This is a genomic window from Yoonia maritima, from assembly GCF_003003285.1.
Classification (GTDB): Bacteria; Pseudomonadota; Alphaproteobacteria; order Rhodobacterales; family Rhodobacteraceae; genus Yoonia; species Yoonia maritima.
Genome location: NZ_PVTP01000004.1, coordinates 327,869 through 349,427 on the forward strand (window position 1 = coordinate 327,869; position 21,559 = coordinate 349,427).

A 21,559-nucleotide genomic window follows, 5' to 3' on the forward strand; every position below is an offset into this window, starting at 1 on the left:
CGCGCTCACGTCGGCAAAGATGACTTTTAAAGCGGTATTATAACCAAATCCCGCATAATATGGTCGTTTCTGCCGGAATTCTTAACTTTTGATGATTTTCGAAAATTGACGGCCGGCCGGTGTTCAACTTTTAGGGGATTTGTGGAAACTAATATTTTTTTGATATGGTTGCTGTTACCCAAAAAAGACGTAGCGTAAACCACGATGGATCCGCACGAATGACGGGAAAACACATGCGAATCTATGCGCGAAGTGCGTGCGATTCGCTCAACTATAGCGAATCGTTTCCGAGTTGTGCAAATCACACTTGATCACGCCGCCTTATGTTCGCCCCTTGGACTGCCGCTGTGGATCGCATACACAAATTCCAAGCGCATGTGGCGCGAAGTATTGATGTAGGGCACTGACCGGCATGGGCGAGCCGATTAAAATATTACTGCGGCAAGGTGTCAATGATGCAAAGTCGGCCTGCTATGATGCAGCTCGTGTTGTAAAAACACGGGGTCCAACACAGATACAGTTCTGGTTTATCGCGCTTGTCATTGGCATTGGCGCCGGGTTGGCCGCGTTGTTTTTCAGGCTTGGTATCGAATATATTCAGTCGACGCTTTATGGCACAGACGATATTACCCGACTTCATAGTTTTATCGCGGGCCTAAAGTGGTACCAGATCGTTGCAATTCCAGTGGCAGGCGGGCTGGTCGTTGGTGTCATTCTCGATAGGTTTACCGATGACGGGCGTGTCCGGTCTGTTGGTGACGTTATTGAAGGGGCGGCATTGTCTGAAGGTCGCGTCGAAGTGCGGCGCGGGCTCGCCTCGGCTGTAGCATCGTTGCTAACCCTTTCATCCGGCGGATCAACGGGCCGTGAGGGGCCGGTCGTTCACCTTGCTGCTGTGTTGTCGACTATCGTCTGTCGATGGTTGAATGCGAACGGGATCACAGGCCGGGACTTGCTTGGTTGTGCTGTTGCTGCTGCAGTTTCAGCCAGCTTTAACGCGCCGATTGCTGGCGCGTTATTTGCTCTTGAGGTCGTGTTGCGCCACTTTGCAGTTCATGCATTTGCGCCGATTGTTATCGCGTCAGTGGCCGGCACTGTCATTAACCGTCTGGCATTTGGCGATGTCACTGAATTTGTCCTGCCGGTGCAGAATGCATTGGCATTTTACGTCGAGCTACCAGCATTTCTGATCCTTGGTCTTGTGTGCGGCCTCGTGGCTGTCATCTTGATGAAAGCCATCTTTTGGGCGGACGACTTTGGTACCTATATTCAAAACGAGACCGGTTTGCCGCGGTTTTTGCGTCCTGCCATTGCGGGCGGATTGCTTGGGGCTATCGCGATCTGGTGGCCGCATATCATTGGCGTCGGCTATGAAACAACGTCTGCCGCGCTTCAGGGGAACCTTGTTTTACACGAAGCCATCACGTTTGGTATCTTAAAGGTGGTCGCCGTTGCGATCACCATGGGGGGACGTATGGGCGGCGGCGTTTTTTCTCCGTCATTGATGGTCGGTGCGCTGACAGGTTTGGCATTTGGTCTGATTGCAACCGCGATTTTCCCCACCGTATCGGGTGAAGGAACATTGTATGCGCTGGCCGGTATGGGCGCGGTCGCGGCAGCTGTATTGGGGGCTCCGATTTCGACAACTTTGATCGTGTTCGAACTAACAGGTGATTGGCAGACCGGATTAGCGGTCATGGTCGCTGTGTCACTTTCGACGGCACTGTCATCGCGTCTGGTTGATCGGTCGTTTTTTCTTACGCAACTTGAACGGCGCAATGTGCATTTGGCGGCCGGCCCACAGGCCTATCTCTTGGCGACTTTCAAGGTCTCGAGCGTGATGCGGCCTGCGGACACACCGCGCGCGGCGCCAGAAGACATCTGTTGGGATTTGATCCGCGATGGTGTGTATGTCGATGGGAATGCTACACTCGAACAGGCCATGCCCCTGTTCGAGCAGGCCAGTCACACGTTTATTCCGGTGGTGACGTTGGGTGGCGAAGACAGCCCACCGCAATTATGGGGCGCGCTGTTTCAGGTGGATGCGTTGAAGGCGATGAACCGGGCGTTGTCAGAGACAGCCGCCGAGGAACATTCTTAAATCTGTTCGACGGCTACCTTGTTTGTATAAAATGCGAGGTGGTCTTTGATTTCGGCGACGTCTGCGTTTGGATCAGTATAGGACCATACTGCATCTGCGATCGGGCCGCTTTTGGCAACGATTGAAAAATAGCTTGCTTCGCCTTTGAATGGGCACGACGATTTTGTCTCGGACGGTTCAAGAAAGGCCATCGCAATATCGCTACGCGGGAAATAGATTACTGCAGGATAGTCACCTTCTGTCAGTTCAAGCGCGTTCTGACTTTCGCCAAGGACAGCACCACCTGCACGTACAACCCAAGTGCCAGTTGCCGGACGAATTTTGATGTGATCAGCCATGAGCGAATTCCTTTTGGTGAAGGCCGCAACAAATGTTACCGCCGTAGCGTGTTATGGGCGCAGTATGACAGTTTCATGTCAAAGCGGTGCGCAGGCATTAGTCAGCCAAGCGCGGGTCGCATCGTCAAGACGCGGCGCAAGAAGCGTGACTGTATCCGCATGATAGCGATCAATCCAGTCCCGTTCTGCCTTTGTCAGCAAGTCAGTATCAATCAAGCGTCGATCTAGGGGGACGAAGGTCAAGGTGTCAAATGACAACATATCTCGCCTGTCAGCGCCGGGCAATTTTGGGGCAGGGACCACCGTGATCAGGTTCTCAATCCGAATGCCAAATTCCCCTTCGCGGTAGTAACCGGGTTCGTTTGACAGGATCATACCGGGTTCGAGTGCAATGTCCGACCGGCGTGAGATGCCTTGCGGTCCTTCGTGGACGCTAAGGTAGCTACCAACACCATGGCCTGTACCATGATCATAATCCTGACCAGCCAGCCACAGTGGTGCACGTGCCAAGGCGTCCAAATGCTGACCCGCGACCCCTTTAGGAAACCGAATGCGGCTGACCGCGATCATGCCCTGCAGTACGCGTGTGTAGAAATTTCGGTGCTCGGCTGTTGGATCGCCAACAATGATGGTGCGTGTGATGTCGGTTGTACCATCCACATATTGGCCACCGCTATCAACCAAAAGCAATTCGCCCTTGTTGACTGCACGGTTGGTCTTTTCGTTGACGCGATAATGCACAATCGCGCCATGCGGTCCCGCGCCGCTGATGGTTTCAAAGCTGATGTCACGCAGGGCATTTGTCTGAACGCGAAATACCTCGAGAGCTTTGACCACATCGATTTCGGTTAGCTGACCTTTTGGTGCTTCGTCGTCTAACCATGCCAAGAATTTGACCATCGCAACAGCGTCGCGGGCATGCGCAGCTTTTGCGCCCGAAATTTCTGTAGGATTCTTAACGGCTTTTGGTAACAAACAAGGATCTGGCCGTTTTACGGTCGCGATCTTTGCGTTTTCCAACGTGGCTGCAACGATGTTTGGGCAGGATCCAACGTCAATTTGTACAGGTCCAGATAGCTGTGCGACCGCTTCCAAGAAATGCGTGATATTGCGCATGATTACATCATGGCCCAAGTGTTCGGCGACGCTGTCCGCCTTGCCGGGGCCTGCGAACAGGTCAACCTGTCCAGTGGCATGAAGAATAGCAAAGGCCTGAGGAACAGGATTTCGTTCGATATCTGTCCCACGTATGTTCAAAAGCCATGCGATACTATCAGGCAGTGTGATAATGGCAGACTGCGCGGACAGGCCTTTGGCAATGCGCACGCGTTTGTCGGTGTGTGTCTCACCTGCGTGCTCAATCGCATGGGCGGTGAACGGCGCGGATGGTGCCGTTGGTTGATCTTCCCATATTGTATCAATCAAATTGTCGACGGGGCGAAGCACATAGTCTTGCAAGTCTTTAGTCAGATTGTTGATTTCCTGTGCCGTATGAAGCCACGGGTCAAATCCGATCGTCGCACTAGGTGGCAAGTGTTTCGCTATCCAGTCAGCGAGCAAGGTTTCAGGCCAATCCACAGGTGTAAACACGCTGTCAACTTCGGTGCGAACTTGCACGCGGTATCGGCCATCAACGAACACACCGGCGATATCAGGCAGTACCGCGCAAAATCCTGCGGACCCCGAGAACCCTGTCAGCCAAGCCAACCGCGCATCGCGAGGTGCCACGTATTCACCTTGGTGCGCATCGGCACGTGGGACAATAAAGGCATCGAGACCTTGTGCTTTCATTTGCGCACGTAGATCAGTAAGCCGGGGTGGGCCTTGTTCCGGGTGCGTTTGCGCCGCAAAATTTTGAAACATATCGATGCCCTAAAAGTAAGGTTTCTAAATACACGACGCCGGTAGATCAAATTTAGCTAAATTTGATCGCGCCTAGCCCGCTTTACGCATACCCAACACACGTGCACGTTTGCGCGGATCTGTGTCAAATAAACTGGCGAGCTGTTCGGTCATCGCACCGGCCAATTGTTCAACATCAGTGATCGTCACTGCGCGTTCGTAATAGCGCGTCACGTCGTGTCCGATGCCAATAGCAACCAACTCTACGGCTTTGCGCTTTTCGACCATGGCGATCACGTCACGCAGGTGTTTTTCCAGATAGTTGGCAGGGTTCACTGACAATGTGGAATCGTCAACCGGCGCACCGTCTGAGATTACCATCAACACTTTGCGTTGCTCTGGGCGGTTCACCACACGGCGGTGCGCCCATTCGAGCGCCTCTCCGTCGATGTTTTCCTTCAGCAAGCCTTCTTTCATCATCAGCCCAAGGTTAGGGCGAGTCCGGCGCCAAGGCGCGTCAGCAGATTTATAGATGATGTGGCGCAGATCGTTCAGGCGACCGGGTTTTGCGCTACGGCCTTCGCCTAACCATTTCTCGCGGGACTGGCCGCCTTTCCATGCTTTCGTGGTAAAGCCCAAAATCTCGACCTTTACGTCGCAGCGTTCGAGCGTCCGTGCCATAACATCCGCACAGATTGCAGCGATCGAGATGGGGCGTCCGCGCATTGAACCAGAGTTGTCGAGCAATAGCGTCACAACGGTATCGCGGAATTCGGTGTCTTTTTCGACTTTGAAAGAGAGCGGGGTTGTCGGCGATGCAACGACACGTGCCAAACGGCCTGCGTCCAAAATGCCCTCTTCTCGGTCAAATTCCCATGACCGGTTCTGCTGGGCCTGAAGACGACGTTGCAGTTTATTCGCCAACCGGCTTACCGCGCCTTTTAGCGGTTCAAGCTGCTGGTCCAGATATGCGCGAAGGCGTTCAAGCTCGGCTGCTTCTGCCAAATCTTCGGCACCGATTTCTTCGTCGAACTCGGTCGTGAATACCGTGTAGTCTGGATCAGCATCCGAAACAGGTTGCGGGGCAGGCGGGTCAAGCGGGGCCTCGCCCTCGGGCATTTCGGCTTCTTCGCCCATCTCTTGATCAGCTTGATCATCCATGCTGACCTGCGCCTGACTGGCGTCTTGTTGTTCGTCTTGCGATTGTTCGGGGGCTGCGTCGGCTTCTTCGCCTTCGTCATCATCGTCGCCGGTGCTATCCGGTTCTTGCTGATCTTCGTCGCTACCTTCTTCGGCTTGGTCTTCTTGATCGTCATCAAGACTGTCAGGATCATCGCCAAGCTGATCGCCATAGCCCATGTCACTGATCAACTGGCGGGCCAGCTTTGCAAAGGCTTGTTGGTCGTTCAGTGTGTTTTCAAGGTTATCGAGCGTGCCATCGCAGTGGTCCTCGATAAAGCCACGCCACAGTTCCATGACGTTGTCTGCACCTTTAGGTAGATCGCGGCCTGTTGCCATGTGGCGAATTAAGTAGCCAGCGGCAACCGACAAAGGTGCGTCAGCAGCCTGCGTGATCTGGTCATAGCCCTTACGCATTGCTTCGTTTTCGATTTTGGCGTCGATGTTGCCAGCGGTGCCGGGCATGTGTTGCGCGCCAACGGCTTCGATCCGGGCGGTTTCCATCGCGTCATACAGATCGCGCGCCATTTGCCCTTGGGGCATGTAGCGTGCGGATACTTTTGGATCGTGGAACTTGTGGCGGAGTGCAAAAGCGTCTGCCGTGCCGCGCGCCAAAAGCACCTCGTCACGGGTCATGCGCCGCGTCACTTGGGGCAGGCGTATGCTGTCGGCTGTCTGGCCTGCAGGATCCACCGAATAAGTGACCGACAATTCAGAATCGTCGGCCAAAACTTTGGTCGCCTCGGCAAGTGCCTTTTTGAACGGGTCGGCGGGGTTATCGGTAGGTTTGTTCATCGGCTACGTCCTTTGTTGCTTTGCAAACTAGAACCCGATGCACGCAATGACCAGAGGGCAGACGCGGAAACCTAGGCTATTCTTCCTCGAGGTGATCGTCTTCAAATGTAATCATAGCCTCTGGCGCGATTTCAAATACATTTTCAACCATTTCATGCATGTTATTTAGGCGCGCAACACCGCGAATGACGGTGCCGTCTTCGTCAACAAAAGCAAGGCGTGGTTGATAGGTTTTACCGCCGACTTCGATCGAACCTTCGTCAAATAGATAGGCTAACTCGGTCACGATTCCTTCGACGTTGGCCTTTGCGATGTCTTCACTCATGTTTTCTGCAAATAAAGGAAGTAGCGTGTGTGCAACAAGCGTTGTCGCGGCTTCGACCAAATCTTCGTGACCAATAACATAGCCATCTGGAAGTTCGGTCCCAATTTTCATCTTCATATTAATTTCCTACTCTTAAACTTTTCGTAATAATACGGTGAAAACCGACGGGATTGTGACATTCTCGGGGCGTTTCAAGTACAGCTTTAAGTTTAGCTTAATAAAAGTCCAGTACACTCTCGGATTAGGCGTGCTGCATGATGTTGCGCCCAGTCGGCATCGCCAGGGTCATCGTTGAATGTCGCACGGGTCAGAAGGGCGGCATGGGCTGACTTTGACGCGATACGCCAATTCAAAACTTCACGTGCATGGTCTGCTGGCATAATCGCATTGATTAACTGTACCATGTTGTCGCGCTGGGTTTTCGTAGCTTCGGAGCCTTCTCCATCAAACATCCACTGAAATTCCATCGTTGCAGAAAGTCTTCCAGCGCAGGTCGCGAACACGCGAAGTTGTTCGTCTTTGAGACGTAAATCGGCGTGGGCTGCCTGCATAGTCATCATGACACAGAAAGCCATACGGATAAGGTGCTGCGCGAAATTTTCCATAATTTCATGCTATCTGGGCGCTGTAAGCGATCAACGGGCCAAGAGTATTGTCGATGGTCTATTCGCATAGGTGTTTGTGCGGAAGAAGTGTTGGTATTGTCTTCATTTGCGCACAGACGCTGCGCTCGTGTGTGGATTGTCGATGACGTGCTTAGCCTTAAGTTGAGGGTAGAAACAAAATCAAACCTAGGAGATGACGATGTCCACCCTCCCTAAAATTGCTGTAATCATCGGTTCGACCCGTGAAACTCGCTTTGCTGATAAACCAGCTGCTTGGCTTATGAAGCAGGCCGAGGCACGTGATGATTTTACCGCAGAGCTTGTCGATCTGCGTGATTATGATCTGCCCCTGTTTAACGAGGCGGCATCAAATAAATGGATGCCAAGCAGCGATCCCAAAGCTATCGCTTGGCAGGAAAAGCTGGCCGAGTTTGACGGCTATATTTTCGTTGTGGCCGAATATAACCACTCGATCACTGGCGCGCTTAAAAATGCACTGGATCAGGCGTATAACGAATGGAACCGTAAACCGATGGGTTATCTGGGTTATGGCGGTGTAGGTGCTGCGCGCGCTGTCGAACATTTACGTCAGATCGGTGTCGAGCTTGCCATGGTGCCGGTCCACGGTGCCGTTCACATCGGCGGTGGGGACTTTATGGCTGTGCATCCAATGGGTTCTGATGATCCGATTGAGACAATCGAAGACCACATCTTGCCAGCCGCGAACGATATGTTCGATGATATGGTTTGGTGGGGGAACGCCACCAAAGCCGCGCGTTAAATACAAGAAAGGCGGGGAATTCCCCGCCTTTTATACTGTCGTGTTGCTTACCCGAGGCTCAGGCTAGCCGCGCTTTCAGGCAGCTCTTCGTCAAAGCAGCGTTGATAGAATTCAGCAACTGTCTGACGTTCGAGTTCATCGCATTTGTTCAAGAACGACAGGCGGAACGCGTATCCGACGTCTTGGAAGATGCGTGTGTTTTCTGCCCATGCCAATACGGTACGTGGTGACATCACTGTGGATAGGTCACCGTTCATAAACGCGGTGCGGGTCAGATCAGCGACGGTAACCATCTGGCTGATCATTTTGCGGCCTTTTTCGGTGTTGAAATGCGGTGATTTCGACACCACGATAGCTGCTTCTGCATCGTGTGACAGGTAGTTCAGCGTCGCCACAAGTGACCAACGGTCCATTTGGGCTTGGTTAATTTGCTGTGTCCCGTGGTACAGTCCAGTTGTATCGCCCAGGCCAACAGTGTTCGCCGTTGCAAACAGGCGGAAGTATTTGTTGGGGGTGATGATCTCGTTCTGATCCATCAGGGTCAGTTTACCATCTGCTTCGAGAACACGTTGAATGACAAACATAACGTCAGCGCGGCCAGCGTCATATTCATCAAATACGATTGCAACAGGGTTACGAAGCGCCCAAGGCAGAATGCCTTCGTGAAATTCGGTAACCTGTACGCCATCACGTAGTTTAATCGCGTCTTTCCCGATAAGGTCGATACGAGAAATGTGACTATCAAGGTTTACACGCACCGCTGGCCAGTTCAGTCGCGCCGCGACTTGTTCGATGTGCGAAGATTTACCTGTCCCGTGGTACCCTTGGATCATAACGCGGCGATTGTAACCGAATCCCGCAAGGATCGCTAAAGTCGTATCTGGGTCGAACTTATATGTGCTGTCGATGTCAGGAACGCGATCTGTGCGATCGGCAAAGCCCTTGATTTTCATATCACTGTCGATGCCAAACACTTCGCGGACCGAAATATCTTCGGTCGGTTTTGCGTTCATATCCAGTGTACCGTCAGCCATGTGCGCCGCCTTTGCGTTAGTCGTCTAATGTTGCGTTATCGGATGCACCATATCGCGTGCCACGGCAAGTACCAGAGGGCGCAGCAAAGTTTGCAAAACCAATTTGGCCTTTGCCGTTTTCTGTGCTTAGGTTTTGGGCAGCAAGGAGTGACCATGACAACGCTTGAAGACATTGAACATTACATTAATCGTATCGCTTTAGGGGATCGTGATGCATTCGCGTCGCTATATAATTCGACCTCGGCGAAACTTTTTGGCGTCACCTTGCGTGTGTTGAATAACCGCGCTGAAGCGGACGACGCATTGCAGGAGGTTTACATCAAGGTTTGGCGTGCCGCAGGCCGCTATCAGTCAAACGGTCTAAGCCCGATGACGTGGCTGATCACGATAGCACGGAATCATGCTATTGATCGGTTGCGAACCCGTAAAAAGGGGCAGACGGGGTTGGACGAAGTGGCTGAACTTGCTGATCCAGCGGCTGGACCTGAGGCGCAAGCGATTGCGTCTTCGCAACGGGCGCAGATCAACGACTGTCTTGATGAACTGCCCGCTGATCGGGCCAAAGCCGTGCGACGCGCCTATCTTGATGGCGACACTTATCAAGATTTGGCGGACCTGATGCAGGTGCCGTTGAATACGATCCGTACTTGGCTGCGCCGTAGCCTGATCAAATTAAAGGACTGTCTGTCACAATGACTGATGACGTCACAGATGATGCCCCCCTTTCGGCTGCAGCCGAATATGCGTTGGGCCTGTTAACCCCTTCAGAGGCGCGTGCCTTTGAAGAGCAGATGAATCGCGACATAAATTTGCGGGCAGAGCTTGTGTTGTGGCAGGAACATCTTGTCACGCTGACTGATGATATCGCTCCGGTGGCTCCACCTGAACATACGTTTCAAGAGATTGCGGATAGACTGTTTGGTGTTCAGCAGAAACGTTGGAGTCTGACATCGCTTCTTGCTGGCGCTGCGAGCGCGATTGCTTTGGCTGCAGCGGTTGCATTCGTTATTCTTCCTGCGCCGAACCCTAGCCATAACGATCTTATCGCTGGGTTGGTTGGAGATGAGATCGGCCTGCAAGTGGATGCTGTCTTTGATCCAGATACGAATACACTTACCGTTGACCGTCTGGCGGGTGGCCCTGCAGAAGGTCGCGTGTTTGAGATTTGGTTGATCGCAGGCGATGATGCGCCCGTATCGCTGGGCTTACTACCCGATGCGCCAAGTGGTCAGGTGAAAATTGCGACTGAGCTAGCAGCATTATTCGCGGGCGGTGTTCTTGCGCTGAGTGACGAGCCACCCGGTGGTTCGCCAACGGGTGCGCCAACAGGCGATGTTGTGGCAGTTGCACCATTAAATAGCGTCTGATCCTTTCTAGCCTTATGGCTAAAATGGTCGCTCTGTGAATTCAGGGCGGCCATTTGTGTAAATAAAAACAGATATTTGAATTATTTTGACAAATACTGAAACTCTTTGAAACGTCACTGCGTGGCTTCTCTCGACCGCGGCAAACACGCCCCGGAAACTTTGGAGAGAACTATGATGAAATTTGGAAAGCGCTTCACAACAACGATCGCTCTGACATTCGCTGCGGGTACAGCATTTGCTGCAAGCCATGCGATGAACCCCACTGTTGGTGGCGCTGAGATGCTAGAAACTAAAAACATCGTCGAAAATGCGGTGAATAGTCCGATCCACAAAACTTTGGTCGCGGCTGTTGTTCAAGCAGAGCTTGCAGAAACGCTGTCTGGCGAAGGCCCATTCACAGTATTCGCACCGACAGATGACGCATTTGCAAAATTGCCTGCGGGTTCAGTCGAAGAATTGCTAAAGCCAGAAAACGCGGATCGTTTGACGCAAATTCTTACCTGCCACGTGGTCGGAGCAGAGGCGATGTCCAATGCAATTCTTGGTATGATCGAAGATGACAGCGGTCGTCATCCCGTGCCGACATTGGGTGGCTGCACATTGCAAGCGACATACGACAACGGAACAATCATGCTCGAAGACGAACAGGGGCAGGTCGCTACAGTGACTGTGGCTGATGTGAAGCAATCAAACGGTGTTATCCACGTGATCGATACTGTGATGCTGCCCGCCGTTCAGGGCTAACGAGGTTGTGCAGGGCGGCAGGTGGTTGGTTTCCCCGTGCTTTGTAATGCCGCTACTCACAACAAGGTGCATCGCCTGAAATATGGCGATGCGCTACAATAACCCACAGTTGATAGGAGAATATCATGCAACGCCGAAATTTTATAGCTCTGTCCCTTGCCGCTATTGCGTCTGGGCGTGGTGTGTTTGCGCAGGAAAGCTTCGAGGTAACGCGTTCTGATAGTGAATGGCGTGCCATGCTGACAGATATTCAATATCAAGTGATGCGAGAAGAAGCGACGGAACGTTCTGGCTCTTCACCCTTGGATAAAAACTACGCAGACGGAACTTACGTCTGTCGCGGATGCGATTTGCCATTGTATCCGTCTGAAACGAAGTATGACAGCGGTACAGGCTGGCCAAGCTTTTATGAAAGCCTGCCCAACGCGATCGGTACAAAAGAAGATCGAAAGCTGTTTTCAGTTAGAACTGAATGCCATTGCCGTCGATGCGGTAGCCATCTAGGCCATATCTTTGATGATGGTCCGCAACCGACAGGAAAGCGGCACTGTCTAAATGGTGTCAGCCTGGTATTCCGTGCTGCGTAAATAACATGGCAAAATATGGGCGTTTTGCCTATTTGTGCGGCCATCGGTTCGTGTTTTGGCGACAGTGTTGGACATATTGTCACACTGTCGTGTTTTCATTTCATGGATCTAACGTCTCTAAATTTCGCTAATTAATTGATAAAAAATGCTAATGTGGGACGATAACACATCAGCAGTAAGTTGCCATTTTTCTTGTTTGAAACGGCGGAATGTGGCACAAAAATGTCAATTGGGGGTGTTGTGAGTGTGTCGAGAGGCACAGTCCAATGACAATGGTTCCCATAGTTAGTGATTGACGATGTGAGTTTGGGGATAGTTAAGATGTTAAGTCGGTTTTTACATATGCTGCATTTGACAAAGGGGGAAAGAGCACTTGCTACTGCTTATGCCGGAGTAAGCGCCACCTCTGCTGGAATTATGATGTTTGTTATGGCTGGCGTAAAAGGTGGGCAGCTTCAGTCCGTTTACCCAGTTGGATACGAAATTTGGATTATTATGGCTGGCGGGATAAGTGGCGCGATTGCGCTTTACCTTACGCGAGGCTGGATGGGGCTGTCGGGTGGTCTGGGGATTGCGCGGGCGTTATTTGGCGGCTGTGCGACTGCGTTGATCGCGTCATTGATTGGTGGCACTTTGATCGTTCCCGTATATGGCACATTTTTCGCACCAATCATGGTGGTCGCAGCCTTTGGGTTAAAGCCTTGGCTGGCAGTCGCATGGTTCGCGGTGATTTTAGCAGCGCATGGGTTGCTGATGCGCCGTATCTCAGAGCTACGCGAAGCGGCTCTTGCAGCTGATGATTCAGCGATCGGGCAGCTTAGTCCGATGTCACAGGCCAACCTATATCCAAAGCATAAACACTTATAAAAATGATGAGCGAATTGAGACGCGTAAAAAAGGGGCCATTTGGCCCCTTTTCTATTTGATTAGTCCTTGTCGCGAAAGTGCTTACTGACTTTGATCTGTTCCCAAGCCCAGACAACTTCGGACAGTTGTTCTTCTTGGCTGCGGTCCCCGCCGTTCATATCGGGGTGAAGTACCTTGATCAGCGATTTGTATACTTTACGGATCTGCGGTTTTGACCAGTTGTCATCCGCTTCCAAAATATCGACAGCGCGGCGTTCGGTTGGCGGCAGTTTGCGGCCCTTCTTCGCACCTTTGCCAGGATTGCGTGTCGCGTTTGCGCCAAGCACCTGATGCGGGTCCTCGATCCCTAGACGAGCCCAGGCGCGTTCTTCGACGCTCCGCTTCATCGGCTTTGTGGGGCGTTCCCAGACGCGGTCTTGGGTCATTTGTGCCGCTAGTTCAGCCTCTGTGGTTGTTTCAAAAAAGTTCCACTTGAGGTTATATTCACGGACGTGCTGTTGGCAGAACCACAGATAATCGTCCAGAATATCGGGCGATTTCGGCGCACGGAACTTGGCTGGTTCTTCGCATCCTTCATGTTGGCAAACACGCTGGGATGTCTCGGACGCGCCAGACAAACCGCGTCGTCCGCGGGGGTTCTTTTTCTTAGAGCTCGACACTGACATGTCGAAACCAAAGGGATCATCTTTTTTCATGGTGCGTCTCACCTTTCCGACTCGGACAACAGACTTTAAACCCCACAGCGTGAGATTGAAGAGGGTAGAGGAAAAATAATGGCCATAGAGGCAGAAATTCGCACAGCATTGGCTACACTTTCACCAACAATGCTCGAAGTGATTAACGAAAGTGCCATGCATAGTGGGCATGCTGGTGACGATGGGTCAGGCGAAAGCCATTGGCGGATTGTGATTAAGGCGTCGCAATTGGATGACATGTCACGCATAGCGCGGCATCGGGCCATTCACAGCGCCTTGGGGAAAGATATCATCGGACGCATTCATGCGTTGGCGATTGATATCCAGTGATTACTCAGCAGCGACATCCGGAGAAGGCTTTGCCGGAGGTGTGACCTTTTTGGGTTCTACCTTTGGCTCGCTTGCGGTTACGGGCTCGTCAACTTTCGGCGCTTCAACCTTTGGTGCAGGTTTGGGCGCCGGGGCCGCAACAACCGGTGCTGGCGCAGGTGCCGCAGGACGCTGAGCCTGTTTTTCGCGGCGGAACACCAACATGTTTTGATAAACTGTTGTTTTGCCCATCAAACCTTCGCGCTGCTCGGAAGGCAGGGTATCCGCACGCAGATAGTCCCAACCATCACCAGCCATTTTGTTCATCACTGTTTCCAGCGCGATCGCAAAACGATCTTCGGCTGTTTTTGCGCCTTTGGCTTTTACACCGCGCGTAGGTGCCGGCACGACCATATATTCGTATGACATTCCGTCACCCCTAATTTCCATCAACCGTATGTAGCAATAACGGTGCGCGATTCCAAGGACGCACCGTTACCCATAAGTTGCCTTATAGCCCGAGCTTAGCCGATACCAACTGGTTGACGACAGCAGGGTTTGCCTTGCCACCAGTCGCTTTCATCACCTGACCAACGAACCAGCCCGCCAATTTGGGGTTGGCTTGCGCCTTTTCAACCTGTGCTGGGTTGGCGGCGATGATTTCATCCACTGCAGCCTCAATCGCGCCGGTGTCAGTGACCTGCTTCATGCCTTCAGTTTCGACAATCTCGGCTGGGTCGCGACCTGTCGTATAGCAAATCTCAAAGACCTCTTTGGCGATTTTGCCAGAGATATCGCCGGATTTGATGAGGCCAATCAGTTCGCCCAGCTGCGTCGCAGAGACAGGGCTGTCTTCGATGCCATGGTCTTCTTTCTTTAGCCGACCAAACAATTCGTTGATGACCCAGTTCGCGGCCAACTTGCCGTCGCGACCTTCGGCTACTTTTTCAAAGTACTGAGCATTCGCAACTTCGGCCGTCAGAACAGATGCGTCGTAATCGGACAGGCCGAACGCACTGATAAAGCGCGCTTTCTTGGCGTCGGGCAATTCCGGCAGGGATGCCGCGATATCATCGACCCATGACTGTTCGATCTCAAGCGGAAGCAAATCTGGATCTGGGAAGTAGCGATAATCATGTGCTTCTTCCTTGGACCGCATTGAACGGGTTTCGTTCTTGTCCGGATCATAAAGGCGCGTTTCTTGCACGACTTCTTTGCCGTCTTCCAGCAGCGCAATCTGGCGACGTGCCTCAACATCAATCGCGGCTTGGATAAACCGAGTCGAGTTCATGTTTTTGATTTCGCAACGTGTGCCAAGATGGCTGAAATCTTGAGTCGCTTGATATTTTTCGTAATCGCCGGGGCGGCAGATCGACACGTTTACGTCGGCACGCATGTTGCCGTTTTGCATGTTGCCGTCGCAGGTGCCCAAATAGCGCAGGATTTGGCGAAGCTTAAGTACGTAAGCAGCGGCTTCTTCTGGGCCGCGGATGTCGGGGCGGCTGACGATTTCCATCAGCGCAACGCCTGTACGGTTCAGGTCCACGAAGGACATGTTTGGATCCATGTCGTGGATGGATTTACCGGCGTCTTGTTCAAGGTGGATGCGTTCGATGCGCACGGTGCGTGCTGTACCGTCGCCCATTTCGACCAGCACTTCGCCTTCGCCCACAATCGGGTGGTAAAGCTGTGAAATCTGATAGCCCTGCGGCAAGTCAGGGTAGAAATAGTTTTTGCGATCAAACGCAGACATCAGGTTGATTTCTGCCTTTAGCCCCAGGCCGGTGCGTACGGCTTGTGCAACACATGCTTCGTTGATGACTGGCAACATGCCGGGCATGCCTGCATCAACGAAAGCCACATTGCTGTTTGGCTCTGCACCGAATTGGGTGGATGCACCCGAGAACAGTTTCGCCTTGGTGGCGACCTGTGCGTGCACCTCTAGGCCGATTACAAGTTCCCAGTCGTGCTTGGCGCCCGCGATTACCTTTGGGGTCGGGGCATCATAAGTCAGGTCGAGCATCTGCGCATCCTTTGGTCAAGTTTGACTGGTGTCTAAAAGAACCCGCTGCCAGCTTCAAGACAACAAGCTGCGCGATCAGTCCGCCTGAGGCCACTTTAACCAAGGTCGCGATGCTTCGACCAGATTTACAGCGGGTGCATCCTTGCCACCAAGGGCAAGCGTCGCCTTGCGCAACATCGCAATTCCATCATCAGCGTTCTTCGGCAGCGCCGCAGCAGAGATGGGTTCGCCGACGGTTACCCTGAACGGCTGTTTGGATTTATTCATGGTTTCGTGGAACAGTGTGATGTCCCGTAATGTCGGGTGAAGCGCGTCAAACAGATAGAAAAGCGCGGAATTGCGGGCCTGTATGTTGATTGGGATCACCGGTAGATCGAATTTCCGCGCAAGCATTGCGGCGGACGCCATCCACGGCCGTTCAAACAAACGCAAGCCGCGCCGCTTTGCAAGGCGTCCCGATGGAAAGATAACGCCCATCCGGCCCTCGTTCGTGGCTTGTCGGACATAGGCCATCGTTTCGCGTGTCTTTGCATGGCACCGTTTTTCGATGCGCCATTCGACGGGCGCGATCATGGATGACATCTGCGGCAGGATCCGCAGGATGTCGCTATTTGCAAAGAAATAGGCATCTGGGCGGGCTTGCGACAGCAGGTGGTTCAATATGATTCCATCAGCGATGCCGGTTGGGTGGTTCGCCACGACAAGGGCAGCGCCATGGGCCGGGATGTGCCCAAGCCCCTTCACCGTTACGGATTTCGCCAGTCGTTCACCCATCGTGCGCATGATTTCTGATGGAGGCGCATGTTCGAATGATTTCGCGATCGCGACGGTGGTTTTATAGCCCAGCATCGTATGTAGCCCGCTCCGGATGGTCCGGGTGCCCGGTCGGCTGCGATACAGCCAAGGTGCGCGCTCTGCTATCAACGGTTCAATACGATGTTCCATTTGGAAAAACTATAATCGCCGCGTAACGGTTCCACGACATATTTTTTCGGGCGTGGCAAAATACTGCCACGCCAGCTAACAGCTTGATTTACTAGCCCAAGATACGCGTCACCATTTCGGTGGTGTCACGCGACAGGTTCGGTGTTTTGTCGATCCGCTGTAGGGCTGCCTTCATCTTGGTCTGACGATCCGCGTCATAGCGTTTCCATGTGTCAAATGATGTGCTCATCCGTGCTGTTGTTTGTGGGTTCAGCGCATCAAGCTTGATAAGCCAGTCTGCCAGCAGATCATAAGAGGCGCCTGATGGATCATGGAAACCCGCTGTGTTGCCTTTGAGCGCACCAAACACAGCACGGAACCGGTTGGGGTTCTTCATGGTGAATGCTGAGTGCTCGGTCAGTTTGGCTGCGACTTTCGCTGCATCTTCGGGCGCGGCGCAGCTGACCTGCAGGCCAAACCACTTGTCCATAACCAGACGATCATGATGCCACCGTTGTTCAAACGCCGCCAGTTCATCCGCGCCTTTCCCGATTTTCAACAATGATGCCAGCGCCGCGAGTTGCTGTGTCATGTTGTCGGCAGTTGCATATTGTTGCGAGGCTTGTTTGCCACCGTCCAGTTTCGACATGAGCGAAAGCATACGGTTTCCAAGTGACCGTTTGCCGGCGGAAACAGCGTCGGGCGCGTAAGGGCCAGTGACCGTCATATCCGCATAGATGCGGGGCAGGGTGTCTTGCAGGTGTTGTGCGATGTGCAACGTCAGCGCCTCATGGGCGCGATAGATCGCCGTTGGGTCCGGTGTTTCTCCTGCATCGACAAGCGCCTGTGCTGTGTCGTCTTGGCTTGGCAGTGACAGTGCCAATGCACGGAAGGCCGGATCAAGGTTGTCGTCACGCAGCAGCGCCAGTAACCCGTCTAAGTAGGCCGTATCGGGTGTCGCGTCTTCGCGAACCATTTGAAGCAGAACGTCTTGGGCCAGTGTCCGGCCTGCGTCCCATCGGTTAAATGGGTCTGTATCATGTGCCAACAAGAACGCGCGTTCGGCGTTGGTTTGGTCGTGTTCTAGGATGACAGGGGCGGAAAACCCGCGCAAGATCGACGGAACTGGTTTGCTGGCCAATCCATCGAAAGTGAAGGTTTGCGTTGCTTCGGTCAGTTCCAAGATGCGTGTCGGAACGATTTCGTCACCGTTATCGTTCAAAAGGCCCACGGCGACAGGGATGACCATCGGCGTCTTTTTATCTTGGTCCGGTGTGGCTGGCGTTTGCTGTGATAGCGTCAACGAATACGTGCCATCTGCATAGCTGTCAGTGACAGAAACACGCGGTGTCCCGGCTTGCGAATACCACTTCGCAAACTGACTCAGGTCGCGGCCTGTTGCGTCTTCAAACACCTGTAGCCAATCTTCGATCGTGGCGGCATCGCCATCGTGACGGTCAAAGTAAAGATCGAGGGCGTTCTTGTACCCTTCATCACCAACTAGCCGTTTGAGCATGCCGATAATCTCGGCGCCTTTTTCATAGACAGTCACGGTGTAGAAGTTGTTGATCTCGACAAAGCTTTCTGGCCGCACTGGGTGGGCAAGCGGGCCGTTATCTTCGCGGAACTGATGCGCACGCAGAACAACGACATCGTCGATCCGTTTCACTGCGTGGCTACGCATATCACCGGTGAATTGCTGATCGCGGAAAACTGTTAGCCCTTCTTTTAGGCAGAGCTGGAACCAATCGCGGCAGGTAATCCGGTTGCCGGTCCAGTTGTGGAAATACTCATGCGCGATGATTGCCTCGATCCGTTCAAAGTTCGCATCGGTTGATGTTTCCGGGCTGGCCAAAACTGCGGAAGAGTTGAAAATATTCAAGCCCTTGTTTTCCATCGCCCCCATGTTGAAGTCATCAACGGCAACGATGTTGAAGATATCCAAGTCGTATTCGCGACCGTAAACGTCTTCATCCCATTTCATCGACTTTTTTAGCGCCTCCATCCCGAAGGCACATTTTTGTTCGTCGTCACCGGGGCGAACCCAGATGTTCAGCTCCACGTCTTTGCCGGACATGGTTGTGAAACGGTCGGGGTGGTTCACAAGATCGCCACCGACAAGTGCAAACAGATAGGCCGGTTTGGGCCATGGATCATGCCATTCGGCCCAACCGTCGCCCTTGGCCGCCGGGTTGCCGTTGGACAGTAGCACGGGCAGGTCGCTTTCGATGCGGACGGTAAAGACCGACATGACGTCAGGGCGGTCTGGGTAATACGTGATCTTACGGAACCCTTCGGCCTCGCACTGGGTGCAGTACATGCCGTTTGACATATAAAGGCCTTCGAGCGCGGTGTTGGTTGCTGGGCTGATTTCGACCTCCGCCTCGAACACAAATGGCGCATTGGGCACAGTGTGCGTCAGCCCGGTCGCGGTGACCTCTGGGGTGATCGACACGCCGTCGATGGACGCTGAGATTAGCTTGAGCTGTTCACCGTGCAAAAAGAAGTCGCGCGACTGCGCATCTGGGTTTGGGCGAAACGCGATGCGGGACAAGACGCGTGTCGTCGTTGGCGCGAGCTTGAAGGTCAATTCGACGCTGTCCACCAGATAGGCAGGCGGGGTGTAGTCTTTGAGGTATATCTTTTGCGGTGCAGCGGTTTGCATGGGGATTTCCTTGTTCTTTGTGCAAACGTTATGCCTGTGTCCGACCCGCTGCAACCGGCGTTGGATCGCGATTGCCTTGTGTTTGGAATAGGTGCTGCTGGTATGTGCGAAGAATTGGTAAAAAAACATTACCGCGTTTGTTGCCTATCGGAAACTTCTGTTCTAACCCTATCGGAATATGCAACGTTGTCGCCACTGGCTGGCTGAGCAAAAGGGGAGATGTCATGACAGAACGGGTCGAGAAGCACGGATTGCAGGTCGCAACTGAACTTGCGCAATTTATTGATGAAAAGGCGCTTGTCGGAGCAGGCGTAAGTGCTGATGCGTTTTGGAAAGGCTTTGCTGATCTTGTCACCGAAATGGGCCCACGTGGCCGTGACCTGCTGCAAAAGCGGGAAAACATCCAAGCCGCCGTCGATGACTGGCACGTTGCGAACCGCGGCAAGCCGCACGACGCGGTCGCCTATCAAGCATTTTTGCAAGAACTAGGGTATCTGGTTCCCGAAGGCCCAGAATTCGCCATTGAAACTGCCAGTGTTGATCCCGAAATCGCGACAGTGCCAGGCCCGCAGCTGGTTGTGCCCATCACAAATGCACGTTTTGCATTGAACGCGGCCAATGCGCGTTGGGGCAGCCTTTATGATGCGCTTTATGGCACAGATGCGCTGGGCGACTTGCCAGCAGGTAAGGGCTATGATGCTGAACGCGGGGCACGGGTCATCGCGTGGGGACGGGCGCATTTGGATAAGGTAGCGCCGCTCGCGGAGGGTTCATGGGCCAATATTGCAGGCGTGAGTGTTTCCGGTGGTGTCCTAACGCCAACGTTGAAAGACCCAAGCCAGTTCGCAGGTCATAACGCCGATGCAGAGGTTTTCCTGCGCGCGAACGGATTGCTGATCAAGATCGTAGTTGACGCATCTAGCACGATTGGCGCGACAGATGTCGCTGGCATTTCTGATATTGTCTTGGAATCAGCATTGTCGACGATCATGGATTGCGAAGACTCGGTCGCCGCAGTGGATGCAGAAGATAAGGTCGTCGCCTATACCAACTGGCTTGGCCTGATGCGCGGCGACCTAGAAGAAGAGGTCAGCAAGGGCGGCAAAACCTTTACCCGCAAACTGAACCCAGATGTGACCTACACTGCGCCAGATGGTTCAGCACGGGTACATAAAGGCCGGTCGCTGATGCTGGTTCGTAACGTGGGTCACCTGATGACTAACCCCGCGATTTTGGATGCGGATGGCGAAGAAGTCGGCGAAGGCCTAATGGACGCGATGTGCACCACATTGATCGCGATGCATGATTTGCAGCGTGACGGTGGCAACTCACTTCATGGCTCTGTCTATGTTGTGAAGCCCAAGATGCACGGCCCCGAAGAAGTCAGCTTTGCTTGCGAAATCTTTGATCGCGTCGAAGCTGCGCTGGGCCTGCCTGCGAACACAGTAAAGCTGGGTATCATGGACGAAGAACGCCGCACGTCGGTGAACCTTAAGGAATGTATCCGCGTGGCGAAATCGCGTGTGGCCTTTATCAATACAGGTTTCCTTGATCGCACGGGCGATGAAATTCACACCAGCATGGAAGCTGGTCCGATGATCCCAAAGGGCGAAATGAAAGACAGCGCTTGGATCAAATCCTACGAGGATCGGAACGTCGATATCGGTTTGGCTTGCGGTTTGCAGGGCAAGGCGCAGATCGGCAAAGGGATGTGGGCGATGCCCGACAAGATGGCCGATATGTTGGTCGCTAAGGTTGGGCACCCGATGTCTGGTGCGAACTGCGCCTGGGTGCCGTCACCAACAGCTGCGACACTGCACGCGACGCATTACCATGCCATCGACGTGATTGCCCGTCAGGATGAGATTAAGGCCGGCGGTGCGCGCGGCACGCTTGACGACCTGCTAAGCATCCCGGTCGCAACAAACCCGAATTGGTCCGATGACGTGATCACGCTCGAGGTCGAAAACAACGCACAGGGTATTCTTGGATATGTTGTGCGCTGGATCGATCAGGGGGTCGGCTGTTCCAAAGTGCCTGACATCCACGATGTTGGTCTGATGGAAGACCGCGCGACCTGTCGGATCTCTAGCCAAGCGCTTGCCAACTGGCTGCACCATGAAGTTGTGTCTGAGGCGCAAGTCATGGATGCGATGCGCAAGATGGCCGCTGTTGTGGATGGCCAGAACGCGAATGACCCGGCTTATCGCCCGATGGCACCAAATTTCGATGGTATCGCCTTTCAGGCGGCCTGCGATCTGGTATTCAAAGGCCGTATCCAGCCATCAGGCTATACCGAACCCGTGCTGCACCAGCGTCGTCTGGAACTCAAAGCGCAGCGCAACCATTAATGCGGGTGGATTAAAATCCACCCTACC

General features: G+C 53.3%; 20 protein-coding genes. 9 read left to right on the top strand and 11 right to left on the bottom strand.

Going from position 1 to position 21,559, the window contains the following annotated elements:
- Positions 1 to 412: 412 nt before the first annotated feature.
- Positions 413 to 2,101: a chloride channel protein gene (locus CLV80_RS08245; RefSeq protein ID WP_106356804.1), complete on the top strand. Its 1,689-nt coding sequence runs from the start codon at positions 413 to 415 to the stop codon at positions 2,099 to 2,101.
- On the opposite strand, the gene CLV80_RS08250 is transcribed toward CLV80_RS08245, so the two are convergent.
- The 5 genes from CLV80_RS08250 to CLV80_RS08270 form a co-directional block, all read right to left on the bottom strand.
- Positions 2,098 to 2,439, bottom strand: a complete 342-nt coding sequence (locus tag CLV80_RS08250; RefSeq protein ID WP_106356806.1) for a DUF427 domain-containing protein — start codon at positions 2,437 to 2,439, stop codon at positions 2,098 to 2,100. The genes CLV80_RS08245 and CLV80_RS08250 overlap by 4 nt on opposite strands.
- 78 nt (positions 2,440 to 2,517) lie before the next feature.
- Complete coding sequence (locus CLV80_RS08255; RefSeq protein WP_106356808.1) at positions 2,518 to 4,302, bottom strand: aminopeptidase P family protein; 1,785 nt, start codon at positions 4,300 to 4,302, stop codon at positions 2,518 to 2,520.
- A gap of 72 nt (positions 4,303 to 4,374) precedes the next feature.
- The gene (gene cobT, locus CLV80_RS08260; RefSeq protein ID WP_106356810.1) at positions 4,375 to 6,255 is read right to left on the bottom strand and encodes a cobaltochelatase subunit CobT; all 1,881 of its coding nucleotides are present in this window, start codon (positions 6,253 to 6,255) and stop codon (positions 4,375 to 4,377) included.
- A gap of 76 nt (positions 6,256 to 6,331) precedes the next feature.
- On the bottom strand, positions 6,332 to 6,697 hold the full coding sequence (locus tag CLV80_RS08265) for a hypothetical protein (RefSeq protein WP_106356811.1): 366 nt from the start codon (positions 6,695 to 6,697) through the stop codon (positions 6,332 to 6,334).
- Positions 6,698 to 6,789: 92 nt separating this feature from the next.
- Complete coding sequence (locus tag CLV80_RS08270; RefSeq protein WP_106356813.1) at positions 6,790 to 7,185, bottom strand: hypothetical protein; 396 nt, start codon at positions 7,183 to 7,185, stop codon at positions 6,790 to 6,792.
- 199 nt (positions 7,186 to 7,384) lie between these two features.
- Here CLV80_RS08270 and CLV80_RS08275 point away from each other — a divergent pair, with 199 nt between their 5' ends.
- On the top strand, positions 7,385 to 7,966 hold the full coding sequence (locus CLV80_RS08275; RefSeq protein WP_106356815.1) for an NADPH-dependent FMN reductase: 582 nt from the start codon (positions 7,385 to 7,387) through the stop codon (positions 7,964 to 7,966).
- Positions 7,967 to 8,013: 47 nt separating this feature from the next.
- On the opposite strand, the gene cobS is transcribed toward CLV80_RS08275, so the two are convergent.
- A complete protein-coding gene (gene cobS, locus CLV80_RS08280; RefSeq protein ID WP_106356817.1) occupies positions 8,014 to 9,000 on the bottom strand; it encodes a cobaltochelatase subunit CobS in 987 nt (328 codons plus the stop codon).
- A 153-nt stretch (positions 9,001 to 9,153) separates the two neighbouring features.
- Here cobS and CLV80_RS08285 point away from each other — a divergent pair, with 153 nt between their 5' ends.
- From CLV80_RS08285 to CLV80_RS08305, 5 genes are all read left to right on the top strand, one after another.
- On the top strand, positions 9,154 to 9,696 hold the full coding sequence (locus CLV80_RS08285; protein WP_106356819.1) for a sigma-70 family RNA polymerase sigma factor: 543 nt from the start codon (positions 9,154 to 9,156) through the stop codon (positions 9,694 to 9,696).
- On the top strand, positions 9,693 to 10,367 hold the full coding sequence (locus tag CLV80_RS08290; RefSeq protein ID WP_106356822.1) for an anti-sigma factor: 675 nt from the start codon (positions 9,693 to 9,695) through the stop codon (positions 10,365 to 10,367). Before CLV80_RS08285 ends, CLV80_RS08290 begins: the two co-directional genes overlap by 4 nt.
- A gap of 174 nt (positions 10,368 to 10,541) precedes the next feature.
- Positions 10,542 to 11,111 carry a fasciclin domain-containing protein gene (locus tag CLV80_RS08295; RefSeq protein ID WP_106356968.1) on the top strand — a complete coding sequence of 190 codons (570 nt, stop codon included), beginning with the start codon at positions 10,542 to 10,544 and terminating at the stop codon, positions 11,109 to 11,111.
- Between the two features lie 125 nt (positions 11,112 to 11,236).
- A complete protein-coding gene (gene msrB / locus CLV80_RS08300; RefSeq protein WP_106356824.1) occupies positions 11,237 to 11,698 on the top strand; it encodes a peptide-methionine (R)-S-oxide reductase MsrB in 462 nt (153 codons plus the stop codon).
- Positions 11,699 to 12,040: 342 nt separating this feature from the next.
- On the top strand, positions 12,041 to 12,565 hold the full coding sequence (locus tag CLV80_RS08305; protein ID WP_133169766.1) for a hypothetical protein: 525 nt from the start codon (positions 12,041 to 12,043) through the stop codon (positions 12,563 to 12,565).
- A 59-nt stretch (positions 12,566 to 12,624) separates the two neighbouring features.
- Here CLV80_RS08305 and CLV80_RS08310 read toward each other — a convergent pair whose 3' ends face one another.
- Positions 12,625 to 13,260 carry a DnaJ domain-containing protein gene (locus tag CLV80_RS08310; RefSeq protein WP_106356828.1) on the bottom strand — a complete coding sequence of 212 codons (636 nt, stop codon included), beginning with the start codon at positions 13,258 to 13,260 and terminating at the stop codon, positions 12,625 to 12,627.
- Between the two features lie 78 nt (positions 13,261 to 13,338).
- Here CLV80_RS08310 and CLV80_RS08315 point away from each other — a divergent pair, with 78 nt between their 5' ends.
- Complete coding sequence (locus tag CLV80_RS08315) at positions 13,339 to 13,590, top strand: BolA family protein (protein WP_106356831.1); 252 nt, start codon at positions 13,339 to 13,341, stop codon at positions 13,588 to 13,590.
- Here the strand turns inward: CLV80_RS08315 and CLV80_RS08320 are convergent, their stop codons facing one another.
- The 4 genes from CLV80_RS08320 to pepN form a co-directional block, all read right to left on the bottom strand.
- Entirely contained in the window at positions 13,591 to 13,998 is a 408-nt protein-coding gene (locus CLV80_RS08320; RefSeq protein ID WP_106356833.1) for a DUF4177 domain-containing protein, read from the bottom strand.
- Positions 13,999 to 14,080: 82 nt separating this feature from the next.
- Positions 14,081 to 15,592, bottom strand: a complete 1,512-nt coding sequence (gatB, locus tag CLV80_RS08325) for an Asp-tRNA(Asn)/Glu-tRNA(Gln) amidotransferase subunit GatB (protein ID WP_106356836.1) — start codon at positions 15,590 to 15,592, stop codon at positions 14,081 to 14,083.
- Between the two features lie 75 nt (positions 15,593 to 15,667).
- Complete coding sequence (locus CLV80_RS08330) at positions 15,668 to 16,537, bottom strand: 1-acyl-sn-glycerol-3-phosphate acyltransferase (protein WP_106356838.1); 870 nt, start codon at positions 16,535 to 16,537, stop codon at positions 15,668 to 15,670.
- 91 nt (positions 16,538 to 16,628) lie between these two features.
- Positions 16,629 to 19,181, bottom strand: coding sequence for an aminopeptidase N (pepN, locus tag CLV80_RS08335; RefSeq protein WP_106356840.1), 2,553 nt, complete (start codon positions 19,179 to 19,181; stop codon positions 16,629 to 16,631).
- 224 nt (positions 19,182 to 19,405) lie between these two features.
- Between pepN and CLV80_RS08340 the strand changes: the two genes are divergently transcribed.
- A complete protein-coding gene (locus tag CLV80_RS08340) occupies positions 19,406 to 21,532 on the top strand; it encodes a malate synthase G (RefSeq protein ID WP_106356842.1) in 2,127 nt (708 codons plus the stop codon).
- Positions 21,533 to 21,559 lie beyond the last annotated feature (27 nt).